The 12,741-nt window shown below is 47.6% G+C and carries 10 protein-coding genes and 1 pseudogene; 9 read left to right on the top strand and 2 right to left on the bottom strand.

Annotated features, from left to right (window positions below; all coding sequences use genetic code 11):
* Window positions 1-185: 185 nt before the first annotated feature.
* Window positions 186-668 (bottom strand): hypothetical protein, encoded by a 483-nt coding sequence (locus NED97_RS12795; RefSeq protein ID WP_252487417.1) that lies wholly within the window; start codon window positions 666-668, stop codon window positions 186-188.
* 615 nt (window positions 669-1,283) lie between these two features.
* On the opposite strand from NED97_RS12795, the gene NED97_RS12785 reads away from it, so the two are divergent.
* Window positions 1,284-1,796, top strand: coding sequence for a DUF7342 family protein (locus NED97_RS12785; RefSeq protein WP_455429860.1), 513 nt, complete (start codon window positions 1,284-1,286; stop codon window positions 1,794-1,796).
* Here the strand turns inward: NED97_RS12785 and aglM are convergent, their stop codons facing one another.
* Window positions 1,797-3,083: a UDP-glucose 6-dehydrogenase AglM gene (aglM, locus tag NED97_RS12780; RefSeq protein WP_252487416.1), complete on the bottom strand. Its 1,287-nt coding sequence runs from the start codon at window positions 3,081-3,083 to the stop codon at window positions 1,797-1,799. It lies immediately after the preceding gene.
* 105 nt (window positions 3,084-3,188) lie between these two features.
* On the opposite strand from aglM, the gene aglF reads away from it, so the two are divergent.
* From aglF to NED97_RS12740, 8 genes and pseudogenes are all read left to right on the top strand, one after another.
* Window positions 3,189-3,923, top strand: a complete 735-nt coding sequence (aglF, locus tag NED97_RS12775; RefSeq protein WP_252487415.1) for a UTP--glucose-1-phosphate uridylyltransferase AglF — start codon at window positions 3,189-3,191, stop codon at window positions 3,921-3,923.
* An 846-nt stretch (window positions 3,924-4,769) separates the two neighbouring features.
* Window positions 4,770-5,138: a DUF7342 family protein gene (locus tag NED97_RS12770; protein ID WP_252487414.1), complete on the top strand. Its 369-nt coding sequence runs from the start codon at window positions 4,770-4,772 to the stop codon at window positions 5,136-5,138.
* Window positions 5,139-5,283: 145 nt separating this feature from the next.
* Entirely contained in the window at window positions 5,284-5,934 is a 651-nt protein-coding gene (locus NED97_RS12765) for a hypothetical protein (protein ID WP_252487413.1), read from the top strand.
* Window positions 5,931-7,208, top strand: coding sequence for a DCC1-like thiol-disulfide oxidoreductase family protein (locus tag NED97_RS12760; RefSeq protein WP_252487412.1), 1,278 nt, complete (start codon window positions 5,931-5,933; stop codon window positions 7,206-7,208). The genes NED97_RS12765 and NED97_RS12760 overlap by 4 nt, the downstream gene beginning before the upstream one ends.
* A gap of 166 nt (window positions 7,209-7,374) precedes the next feature.
* A complete protein-coding gene (locus NED97_RS12755; protein WP_252487411.1) occupies window positions 7,375-9,276 on the top strand; it encodes a hypothetical protein in 1,902 nt (633 codons plus the stop codon).
* Window positions 9,277-9,367: 91 nt separating this feature from the next.
* Window positions 9,368-10,861: a flippase gene (locus NED97_RS12750; RefSeq protein WP_252487410.1), complete on the top strand. Its 1,494-nt coding sequence runs from the start codon at window positions 9,368-9,370 to the stop codon at window positions 10,859-10,861.
* A gap of 12 nt (window positions 10,862-10,873) precedes the next feature.
* Entirely contained in the window at window positions 10,874-11,821 is a 948-nt protein-coding gene (locus tag NED97_RS12745) for a hypothetical protein (protein WP_252487409.1), read from the top strand.
* Window positions 11,822-11,911: 90 nt separating this feature from the next.
* Window positions 11,912-12,687: pseudogene (locus tag NED97_RS12740) on the top strand (hypothetical protein).
* Window positions 12,688-12,741 lie beyond the last annotated feature (54 nt).

Below are 12,741 nucleotides of genomic sequence, written 5' to 3'. Positions count from 1 at the left end.
CCCGGAAACGACAACGAGAACGGTGTACGTTGGACTAGGGACTTATACTCATATCGTACAAGGATCTTCCCCTCAAGACGGGAACGCTCCGCATCGATGGTAGTGATAGCAGATCGCCTTCAGCATCATCGTCAGATAGGAAAGAATACCGAGGATTTCGTCCTTATCGGCCGCTGTCTTCGGCGTCAATCCGCTGGACGGGTACAGTTGTTCTGATTGATTGCGATACGAGCGTTCGACTGACTCGTTGTCAGTGACGTGATGTGCCCGTCAAACCAGAGCGTTACGCGCTCTCCAGGCTCGACGTACTCGGTAGCCGTATTGCTCCCTGACTCCTCGCACGGATCGCGTGAGATACCATCACTAGCCTCAACACTAAGCTGGAAGCCAGTGTCACAGTCGGGACAACCGATCGCCGTGATTGCACCTGTTGCCCACGGACGGGTTCGTGCCTCGCATTCGATGTGATCATATACACGCTCGCGACAGGTTGGCGTCTCGATTGTCTCGCCCGGTTCGACCGTGCGCTCGTGCTCATCAGCGCTCACCGGCGAGAGCGCCACCATGCTTCCAACGGCTCCCGCAGCAGCCATCACTGCCCGCCGATAGATCGGCTGTTCACCCGCGTCAGCATCGTCTTTATTCTGTGGATTGGTATGTGTATCCATCACCCACACCATCCACCCCTCCATCGAAAGGAGACAAAAATGGATAGGGAACTCCCAAGGTAACTAGAGAAACAGGCAAAAAATATTCTACTTGGGGTATGAATATCAGCCCGTGAGGAGCGGTGTCTCCTCACTTCATAAACTCTGTGAAGAGACTCAAGACGGGCCCGATAGATCCGACTGCTTCGGTCCGAGCCAAGCGAACTCGAGTACGCGCTCGAATCCGAGGACGTTGAACGACTCGAGCCAGTACTCGACGAAATGCGCGAGTCGCTCACAACGGCTTCGTCACGAGAACAGTGATCGGGAGCCGCTTTTGGTAAAACGGGCTACTGAGTGCGATACCAGTCGACAGCTTGCTCGAGACCCTCGTAAAGCGAGACACTATGCATCTCGCTGACCCCTCGCACCTCGAGCGTGCCGTCCCTTTCAGTTCCATCCGCGGTGGATTGATCGGTCGTCACCGAGAGCCAGTTCGTTGTGCTGGTTCTGTCACCACTTTCCTTCGACGAAAAGAGTGAATGCACGGCAAAGCGAACGGACATTTAGTAAATTTGCGTGAGTGTCTATACTATTGAGAAGAACTATGGGGTTTCGTGAATAACGGTGGTAGTAATGGAGCGACGCCCGGATAACGATCTATCAGGCGAAAATAATATGTCCACCCAGGGTGCTGTCGAAGACCAACTCCTCGATGTACTCACTCGGGCGGATGACCCGATTACTGCCGCTTCTCTTGCCGATCGAACTGAATGTGACCCTGCCGTCGTCCGCGAGTATCTCCAGTCGTTCGTGAGCCTCGGTGTCGCCATCGAATACGACGGGAATCCATCGACGTACGAGCGAAACGAGGCCGCGTTCGAATGGGAGATCGTGTGTGATCTTGCGCGGGAGTCCTCGCTCGACGTCCTCGAGGAGCGTATCCGAGAGCTAGGTGCTCAGATTCAGGCGTATCAGGATCGGTACGATGCGGACACGCCGAAGGATGTCGCCGATCGGCTCGAGAAGGGATCTGCGGAGTACGAAGAATGGAAAACTGCACGGAAACAGCTTCGGCGGTACGAACGAGCACGGCAGGTCCGACTGAGTGAGACTGGCGTGATGGAGGCCGGTCTCACGTCCGAGTAGTCACCAGGTCAGGCCTTCGTACGTGATGCCGTCTCGACGCTGGATGATTCGGCGGCCGTCGACGACGATAGGGGCGGCCATCGTATCGAACTCCTCATCCAGTGCCGCGAACTCGTCCCAGTCCGTTACGACTACTACTCCATTGGCATCGGTTAGGGCATCAGCCGCCGACTCCGCGTACTCGATCTCGGGGAACCGCTCTTGCATCGGCTCGATCGCGACCGGGTCGTATGCGACGACTTCAGCCCCACGTTCTTGGAGACCTTCGATAGTCGGGATCGCTCGAGAGTTCCGGATGTCGTCCGTCTGCGGTTTGAACGAGAGGCCGAGGACTGCGACGCGGGCATCCTCGAGATCGACGTAGTCTGTAAGGAGGGTGAGCATTCGTTCGGGCTGGCGGTCGTTGATTTCGACAGTAGCCTCGAGGAGTGCCGGCTCGTAGCCTTCCTCGCGCGCCGCCGCGATGATGGCGTTGACGTCCTTCGGGAAGCAGGAACCGCCCCAGCCGACGCCGCTGCGGAGGAACTGTTCGGAGATTCGGTCGTCGAGGCCGATCGCTTCCATCACCTCGTAGGCGTCGAGACCAAACTCCTTACAGATGTTCCCAAGGTCGTTGACGAGACTGATTTTGGAGGCGAGAAAGGCGTTATTGGCGTACTTGATCATCGATGCGGTCTGTGGGTCAGTTTCGACGATATCGGCGTCGTGGTCCTCGAGCAGCGGCTCATAGATAGCGTGCAGTCGCTCCGTCGCCCACTCGGAGTTCGTTCCATAGACGAGTTTGTCCGGATGCATGAAATCGGAGACTGCACTTCCCTCGCGGAGGAACTCGGGATTCATTCCGACCTCGACGTTCTCGTTTCCGTCGGCGCCTCGTTTGACGGCGGGCTCGAGGGTGTTTGCGATGCTCGTCGGCGTCACCGTACTCTTGATGACGACGAGGTGGCGATCGGATTTGTCGGCGAGGGCCTCGCCAGTTGCTTCGGCGGCTCCTTCCAAGGCAGTGAGATCGATGCTACCGTCTTCGTTCGACGGGGTGCCGATTGCCAGGAACGTGACGTCTGATTCAGGCACGGCGTCGTAGGACGTGGTGGCCTCGAGCCGATCGCCGACGTGCGTTTCGAGCAACTCCCCGAGACCGGGCTCGTCGATCGGTGCCCGGCCCTCGTTGAGCGTTGCAACGATCTCCTCGTCGATGTCGATCGCTGTGACGTCGTGGCCCAGCTCTGCAAAACAGGCTGCGATCGTCGTCCCCACGTAGCCGCTGCCGATGACAGAGATATCCATTAGATGGATTGCCCGAGCCGATATGCAAGAGCGTTCTGATACTGTGAGCGGAGATTACCATGAACCAGAACGTTATTGTGATCGGAGAGTCATTAATCGGTGTCAATGCAAGCTGTCGTACTCGCCGCGGGAGAAGGCACGCGGCTTCGCCCGCTGACGGAAGACAAACCGAAGGGGATGGTGGAGGTCGACGAGGAACCGATCCTCACCCACTGTCTCGATCAGCTCGTCGAACTCGGCGCGGACGAGTTCGTCGTGGTTGTCGGCTACCTGAAGGAGAAGATCATCGACCACTACGGCGACGAGTATCGCGGCGTACCGATCACGTACGCCCACCAGCGCGAGCAGCAGGGGCTCGCCCACGCGTTGCTGACTGTCGAGGACCACATCGACGACGACTTCATGCTGATTCTCGGGGACAATATCTTCCAGGCGAACCTCGAGGACGTCGTTCGCCGCCAGCAGGAAGAGCGAGCGGATGCGGCGTTCCTCGTCGAGGAAGTGCCGTGGGAGGAAGCGTCGCGCTACGGGGTCTGCGATACGAACAAGTACGGCGAGATCACGGACGTCGTCGAGAAACCCGACGATCCACCGTCCAATCTCGTCATGACCGGCTTCTACACGTTCACGCCCGCGATCTTCCACGCGTGTCACCTCGTCCAGCCCTCCGATCGCAACGAGTACGAGATCAGCGAGGCGATCGACCTGCTAATCCAGAGCGGGCGGACGATCGACGCGATTGGGCTCGACGGCTGGCGGATCGACGTCGGCTATCCCGAGGATCGCGACGAAGCGGAGGAACGGTTGCAAGAGGCGGAAGTGCCAGCGACTGCTGACTGAGATCAGTCACAGCACGCGTCTAATTCTCTTAGCCCTTCTTTCGTCGAAAGAGCAAGAGTGATCTCTTCATTCGCTCTCGCGCGAATTCGAGTTCTAAACGTACGTATTCGAACAATAGTCACACAACTCGAGTGGATGAACTATGTGACGAGACGGGAAGATCCAGTATCAGGCAATCTGTCCAGCAACGTCGAAATCAGCAGCCGAACGATCCGCCGATGGAAGCGTAAACGGGCGAGACGGCAACGACTCGAAACCGTATTTGAGGATCTCCAACGGGAGATCAGCTGTAGTCTCGATGAGCTCGAGTACGCACTCGAATCTGGGGACGTCGAATGACTCGAGCCAGTACTGGACGAAATTCGAGGATCGTTCACAATGGCACTTCCGCGAAAGTAGTGATCAGAGTCATTTTGGTGAAAACGGTCTACTGGGTACGATACCAGTCGACGGTTTGTTCAGGACCCTCGTAAAACGAGGCGCACTGTGTCTCGTTGACCCTTCTCACCTCGAGCGCGTCGCCCCTTTCAGTCCCATCCGAAGTGGATTGATCAGTGGTCACTGAGAGTCAGTTCGTCGTGCTGCTACCACTTCGTTTCGACGAGAAGAGCGAATGTACAGCAAAGCGAGTGGGTATATAGTAAGATATTATGACGTTCAATGATGTTAGGGGGAATTGTAGGGTTTCGTGAATAACGGTGGTAGAAATGGGACGATGTCCGGATGAAATCCTATCAGGAGAAAAAAGTATAGCCAACCAGGATACTGGCGAAGAGCAACTCCTCGACGCACTCATCCAGGGGGAGGAGCCAATTACTGCCGTTGCTCTGACTGATCGAACCGGATGTGAACCTGCCGTTGGTCCGCGAGTATCTCCAGACGTTCGTCAACCTCGGTGTTGCCATCGAATACGACGGAGATCCACTGACGTACAAGCGAAACGCGGCCGCGTTCGAATGGGAGATCGTGTGTGATCTCGTACAGGAGTCATCGCTCGACGGCCTCGAGGACCGTATCCGAGAGCGGGGTGCTCAGATTCAGGCATACCAAGATCGGTGCGATGCAGATACGCCGAAGGACGTCGCCGATCGGTTCGAAAACGGATCTACGGAGTACGAGGAACGGAAAACTGCACGAAAACAGCTTCGGTGGTATGAACGGACGCAACAGGTTCTGCTAAGTGAGACTGACGCGGCGAAGGCCGATCTCACATAGTGGTTAGAAAAACTTACGTCTAATGTGTCTCCGAGATAATTCATGAGCGTCATAGATAACACTCACTATGACTTGCTCACCTCTCTGACTTAATAAAACAATATCGATAGAAACATATTTGTATATGTCGACAAATCTCCCTTCCATGGATTGGTCATTACTTTGGTCAGGTGTCTTCATATCTTATCTCGCCGGAGGCATTTTTATATCGTTTTTTGTTAGTCTTGCTATTGCCTATGTATTTTCAGATAATAAGAGAGTAAGAAAATATTTCACTATTGGTTTAATCTGTGTTGTTTTTCTAAGCTCCGTCTTAGCAATAGAAATGCTTCCCTTTATACATATGCAGAAATTTAGTCAACCTGAGCAACAAACAGAAACTTTTCATATGATGTACGTGGCTGATGAGAATGATACAGAGCTATATCTTGATAGCCGCGCGGTCCCTCCATTTTTAAACGTACATATTCGACAAGAAGCAAAAAATATGGTCTATGATTACGGTTCTGGAGAAACAGTTGAACTAAGTTGTTTCTTTATTAATCAAGCAAATTCATATCGAAATCAGATATTATCAGGAAACCATCAAGGATCCCATCTGTCTTTTCCCACCCACAAATTTGAAAAACATTGGACAGTCAATGATGTGGAATCTGTATCTGAATTTACGGAACTTCGGGTTTATGAAATCATGATTAAAACCTCAGAAGATGGAACAAAAGTGGTTGAGAGATCAGATCATCGCCTCTATACGTTTGATGCGACAGAACATGTGAGTTGTGAGGGGCAACTATGATCGGATTTTGGTCAAAGACCCGATCGCTGACAGTAAATTACTGGTCACATGATCAACGTCCATCCCCAATTAACCTAGCTGTATTTCGAATTATTATTGGAACATATATCATTTGGAAGGTTACTTCATTGAATTGGAAAGTGTTGACAGAGTGGCCAAGTGTTCCTGTAAATCGATATGGTCTACTACGCTCTACGTTTCTACTAGAATTATTGCCGTTCATAGTCTGGACCACAGTTTTGATAGCCTGTTTATTCATTATTGGTTATCGTCTACGGATTGTATCGTTTTTATTTGCGTTCAGCCTTGCATATCTGGGTGCTCATCGGTTTGTATATAATGCTAGCGGCGGAACCGAATCGCTGTTTATAGCTGTATTATTCATTAGCATATTTGGTCTGTATGCAGAAACAGATCCTCTTACTATTGATGGTATTCGACAAACATCTGATCAGTCTCTTTCTGAACTCAATAACCATCTGCAAACTTCAAACAAAGGTAGTTATCCAATGACAATTCTGAAATCTTCTCTTCTTATTGTAGCCATTATATATTTTGGAAGTGGAATAGGGAAAATTATAGGTGGACCGCTCTGGAACTGGATCCAACCGGATACGACCATTCGTTTTATCACTTACAGGAATGAAATTGATAGCTTAGCTCGTCCTATTGGCGAGGTTATCACGACATTTCCACTCATTTCTGCTCTTTCTGCTATCTCGACAATTCTGCTGGAAGCTGGCTTTTTGGTAGCAATCTTTCTTGGTCTATCCATAACTCCCTTTGTTATAGGGTTGTTCGGAATGCATGGCATTATTGGGCTTGCTTTAGGTCCTTTCTTTTTCGATCAAATGATTTTCCTCTCACTCTTCTTAGCATGGGATAAGGGTTATGCACGAATCGTTTCAGACCGAAAACTCGACATTGTATACGATGAGCATTGCTATATGTGCGCCCGCAGCCTCTATATTTTCAAAATATTAGATATAAATGATAACTTACTATTTTACACTCAAACAACTGCTCCAGAAGAGTATACTGATCAAGAAGAAATACAACTTGATGAAAGAATGTATGTCTTTAACGACGGTGCTAACTATGGGGGATACTGGGCGTTCCGCGAATTACTTCGTCAATTCCGTATTTTTGCTCCAGTAGTTTGGATAATGGGGCTGGCACCAGTCGTATGGGTTGGAGAACCTATTTATGAGTATATTGCTGAGAATAGGGATCGATACTTCGTCTGTAGTTATGAACCAGATGATCAGTCCTAAGGTATACACAACTCTGTCTGGTACACTAACGTCAGTTTCTTGCTACCTTCAAGTGTTATTGAGTAGCCAGAATCTATTTGGGGTTGATTCTTACTAATGCTCTCAGCTATCCGGTTCAAAGATCGAATAAGGCATATATATAAATGTCTATTCAGAACTTAACCACATGGGATCTGTATCAATCTACCATCGCGTAATAGGTATCAGTCTTTTTTATGGCATTCCCGTAGTCGGTGTTCTTGGTGTTGTTGTAGCCGCAATATTAGACCTAACAGAGTACGCCATTCTTGGAACCTATCTGGCAGTTCCAATGATTATAGCACCAGTTCTCTACAATTACAATATAAATACAAAGAGTGGTAGTATAAAAGGGCTCATTGATAAACGTGTCCTTTTATCTGCATTTTTCATCTCTCTAAGTTGTGCTATTTTATTAACATCATGGGCTGGTAGGCAGAATATTCTAATCTATCTATTATTAACCCTATCAGGAATAACTATTTTCGGTCAAATTTTTCACAGTAATAGTTCCGTACCACTCATTCTAGCACAAATATCGCTACTATCTGCCATAATTATCTGGAGCATTTCCCTTTTACCTCACTTTTTTGTTGGTGGGACAGACACGATTCCACATGCTTGGTGGATCAGCGAATTACTTCAGGGAAAATCACTGGATGAGGCTTTCGGCCGTTTCGGAGAGGTTTATAGTGCATTTGCATTCTGGCACATCCTAAATGCCATGATCTATAATGTTGTACCAGTAGGCTTGACACCTCATCAGATAATGTTAGTAACTAATGGTTTACTTTATGCTGTCATTCCACCTCTGATTTACTCCATTACGCGGCGTATTTCAACACGAGAAATAGCCTTAGTAGCTGCACTTTTTACACCCTATAGTACATATTTTATAGATTATGGAACCTACAGTATCTCACGCAGTGTAGTAGGCTTACTTCTTATTGTCATATTTTGGCTATTTATTAATAATCCAAATAAAAATATTAGTATTCTCCTATTTGTTACAATTTTTTCAACGATACCATATCATGCCGCTTCCGCACCATTTATATCAGTTATTATTATTGGATATTATTGTATCAGCTCATTATTTTCCCTTAAAGGGGAAAAATCGATACCTGTGCCTAAACGAATATTATTCATCTCAGGCATCTTCTTATTAGTATACTGGATGTATCGGTCACCAGATATTATTGAAGTGCTCGTACTAACCTTTCTCGGTGCCTTCTCCAGTGCACCGGCTGCAAGCGAAACTGCTGTTCGAGAAATTGACATAGTAGCCCGATATATAAATTATGCCCATTTTTCACCGATTGTATTATTCATTGTATTATCGTCTCTAGTAGTTTACTCTAGTGATATTGACAATGATATGAATCCACTATTGAAAGTATTCGTGACAATTGGGCTACTATCTATTGCAATTACCGCACCTGGGCCAACACTCATACTTGAGCAACTTGGAGGCGAATTTAATTTTGAGCGTTGGGGACTCTATACAATAATGTTCATATCAATTGCAACAGCAGTAAGTGTTGTCTGGTTATACCAACCATCACAGAATCTTATCTTGTCTGGTATTGTTGTCATGCTTGTAGCATTCTCCATGTTTGGAGGGGTTTCAACGGACCTCGTGAGTAACGATCCTGCCGTGAAAACGGATACGCATACTGGCTATCTTACTTCTGAAGAAACGAGTGCAATCAACCACTCTGGCACATATAGTAACCAGTCAATCCATTCAGACTATGTTGTGGCACGGTATCTTGAGTTCTCCCAGTTTACTGGACAAGAGAGGCTAATACAAGTCAACTCACAGAATAGTTCTTTAATCACAGATGACACTAATGCACTATCTCTTGTTCGTTACGGTGAGTTAAATGAGAGGCCGTTAAAGGTCTACACCACTGATGATAAAGAGGTTGCTGAGTCTATAAGACACAATTCACGCTATTCCTCAGAAGCAAGAGTTTGGGATAACTTTCATAAACAATCGAATATCTATAACTCTGGTAATAATACGATCTATACTAAGTACACCTAATTTATAATATATTTCACATAGATGAATCGTCCTATCCCTCTGTAACTGTTTACACCGGAATTAAATAATTGAAGCACGGCCGTTTCCATACGTGTCTGAAACCGACTCTGAATCAAAAAAGGTCACACAGTCTCTAGGCTCTGTCTTTCAGGGAGCATCATTTTTCTCTGTAGGATATATAATTTCCAATGCTTTTGGATTCATCGCACAGGTGCTCCTGACACGGTTGCTAGGTGCATCGGGCTACGGCATCTTTTCATTTGCTCAAACAGGTCTTCTGCTAGCTCGTCGCATTTCAAACTTAGGTTCAAATAAATCGTTGATGAAATATTTGCCTGCACAGACAGACACCCCTACTACCCAAGAAGATACACTAACCCTTGCATATGTTACTTCGTTTTCAGGAAGTGTTGTGACAGCTAGTATAGTCATTGCTATGGCACCAACTATTGCTAGTTATACGATTGATGATCCGATTTTCATTGATGTCCTTCGACTTTTTGCTATTATTCTAGTCTTTGATACAATAATGCAAGTAACCTCAAACACATTTCGAGCCCTTGAGTTAGCCAAATACGACGTTCTAATACGTAAGATTGCTTGGCATGGGCTAACACTGGCTGCTGCTGTTATTTCGTTCTTACTGGGATTACAGGTCCTCGAAACGACTATAACTGTTGTCATTGCAAGTGTGCTAACACTCCTATATGGTTTCTATCTCTCCTCGCGACATCTTGAGATCAACCCGTCCTGGTCAACGGACAACGTAGATATACAGGAGTATTACACCTACTCAGTCCCGTTGTCGGCCAAGGATATGGGACAATTTTTTTACACACGAACTGATATTCTTATGGTGGGTATATTTTTCTCTGCAGCCAGCGTAGGAACTTATAATATTGCGGTGCTATTAGCGTCGTTTATAACTCTGCCTGTTTCCGCAATTGGGCAATTATTCCCCCCTATTGCTTCAAGGCTCTATTTTAATAACGATCTTGATGAATTGAACGAGATTTTTACTGTAACTTCACGGTGGTCATTTACGTGTTCAATTCCACTAACACTTGGGGCAATTATTTATCATAAAGAATTATTGTCCCTATTTGGCAGAGAGTTCATTGCTGGTGGAACAATCCTTATTATACTATCAACCGCAAAACTCATTGACTCATCAGTGGGACCAAGTGGATATCTTCTCATGATGACTGATCACCAATATATTGTATTCCTTAACCAGTGGGTAGCAGCTATTCTCAACATCATACTCAACTACTTATTTATACTCCAATTTGGTCTTATTGGGGCAGCATATGCGAGTGCTGTGGTTCTTGTAGTATTGAATATCGCACGAGCTGGTGAAGTGTGGTATCTCGAGGGAATGATCCCTATATCGCAGTCATTTCTGAAGCCAATAATAGCCTCTCTACCTTGTGCATCAGCTATGCTACTCTTACCAAAGATATTCCCTACACCACCAGTTGTTACAATGTTCATTGCGGGAGCTATAAGTATCGGCGTCTATACCGCAGCGATATTCAGTTTAGGACTCAATAAGGCAGACCGGAGATTATATGACTCCCTTTGATAGTTCAATAGTATGAAGATGCCATCGAGAACTGAGCTACAGAAAGCTGTCAAGGATATAATATTGAATCCAACACAGACAATTGGATATCTCCGACAGATCGGTCATTTAACCAACGTTGCCATCAACAGCCGTATAAAAGATCGCGATGGTCTACGTATGGTTGATAAAGAATGGGACACTATTCTAATTCTGGACGCCTGCCGGTTTGATATGTTTCAGAGGAAAAACAATCTACCTGGGAAATTGTCGAAATACCGATCACTAGGGAGTGGTTCGCAAGAATTCCTTAAAGAGAACTTTGCTGGCAATCAATTCCATGATATTGTCTATGTATCGTCTAACCCGTTCACCTCAGAACTTCCTGATGAAACATTCCATGCGCATATACCTGTCTATGAGACAGGATGGGATAAGGATCTGCAAACAGTCACACCAGAGACAATGAATTCTGAGATAAGAAAAGCGCATGAAAAGTACCCTCAGAAGAGGATTATTGGTCATTATATGCAGCCACACTATCCGTTTATCGGAGAGAAAGGGAAGTCGATATCACATCGCGGATACATCCCAGATGAAGATATCAGAAATAAAGAAGAACGTCCAATATGGAGTCGTTTACGCTTCAACGATTCAGAACTCTCACGTGCCGCCGTGCTTGAAGCGTATTACGAAAATTTAGATGTCGTCTTAGAATTCGTTGAATTACTGCTCGAGGATATTGATGGAAAAGTTGTGGTTACATCTGATCACGGGAATGTAGTGGGAGAACGTGATCGGCCAATCCCTGTAAAAACCTATGGTCATCCTCTAAAAACTTATATCAACGAATTAGTTGAAGTCCCATGGCTAGAAATTCCGTACAAGAGACGGCGAAATATTGTTGCCGATCCGCCAGTTGAAACGCAAAACGATATAAAAGATACAAAATCCCAACTCAAAGCGTTGGGATATATGTGAATCACGATCGATCACTACGACCTTAGAACATCTCGCTCTTACGCAAAGCTACGGAAAATTCAGTGCACCCCACCGACGTATATAGTGGAGATGTCCAAAACCCAGCCAACCTTCGGCGGAATGCTTCGAAAACTAATCGGCCGTGGTATCTTAGAGCTTCGGACCGAGCCGCTTGACGAGGGTGTCGAGCGGCGCCTCAAATAGATTCAGAAGCACACACCGTGCCCTCGGTGCGGAAATCGGACGATGAGAACGTGGAAGCCCGCTGATCCCGTCTGGTGTCGTAGATTCGTGATATAGAATCACCCCAAACAGCTACACAGTGACGCCTTACAAATCGATGAGAGTAGGAAAGTATGCTCGGGATACAAAGGCCACGACCCGCCGCGGCCCGGATGGGGTCGCGGCGGGTCGTCTCGGGGACGCACATGATGACAGGGACGTCACGGTGATCAACTGATGCTCGTCGCGGCCTGCCGCGACGATCTCACTGTCATTCGCGCAAAGAAAGGAATCCGCTACGAGGATGACCTTGGTCCGGTAATTCAGGAAGCTGAAGACCTCTCCCAGCGGCTGGGAGTGGTCTGGACCGATGCGCTTCAGGCGTATCGCTGGATGGACTACGACCACCGGACGGTCATCCATGAAGACGGTATGTTTCGCCGGACGGCGTCCACATTAACTAGGTTAAGTGTCTGTCGTCACTCTTGCACCCGTGGCTGCGGAAGTTCCGCGGCCTGTTCCAAGCGAAGCTTGGAACAGGCCGCTCATACCTTCGCCGCGTCCGGTCGTTGAACAAAATCGATGCGTCGATCTTCGCACTTATCGATTGCTTTGCCCTCTGCTGTTTCCGTAGCTTTGCGTAAGAGCGATAAGCGAAAAGGGTGCCCAGTTCGGATCCGCGTTTCCACGAACTTCCA

This window comes from Natronococcus sp. CG52, assembly GCF_023913515.1.
Taxonomy (GTDB): domain Archaea; phylum Halobacteriota; class Halobacteria; order Halobacteriales; family Natrialbaceae; genus Natronococcus; species Natronococcus zhouii.
The sequence above is the reverse complement of the archived record's forward strand: the minus strand, read 5'-3'. Positions and strand labels throughout refer to the sequence as shown.

Excerpts from the sequence above, each read along its gene's own strand:
- NED97_RS12795 (WP_252487417.1), bottom strand. The coding sequence starts at position 668 with ATGGATACACATACCAATCCACAGAATAAAGACGATGCTGACGCGGGT.
- NED97_RS12785 (WP_455429860.1), top strand. The coding sequence starts at position 1,284 with ATGGAGCGACGCCCGGATAACGATCTATCAGGCGAAAATAATATGTCC.
- aglM (WP_252487416.1), bottom strand. The coding sequence starts at position 3,083 with ATGGATATCTCTGTCATCGGCAGCGGCTACGTGGGGACGACGATCGCA.
- aglF (WP_252487415.1), top strand. The coding sequence starts at position 3,189 with ATGCAAGCTGTCGTACTCGCCGCGGGAGAAGGCACGCGGCTTCGCCCG.
- NED97_RS12765 (WP_252487413.1), top strand. The coding sequence starts at position 5,284 with ATGGATTGGTCATTACTTTGGTCAGGTGTCTTCATATCTTATCTCGCC.
- NED97_RS12760 (WP_252487412.1), top strand. The coding sequence starts at position 5,931 with ATGATCGGATTTTGGTCAAAGACCCGATCGCTGACAGTAAATTACTGG.
- NED97_RS12755 (WP_252487411.1), top strand. The coding sequence starts at position 7,375 with ATGGGATCTGTATCAATCTACCATCGCGTAATAGGTATCAGTCTTTTT.
- NED97_RS12745 (WP_252487409.1), top strand. The coding sequence starts at position 10,874 with ATGAAGATGCCATCGAGAACTGAGCTACAGAAAGCTGTCAAGGATATA.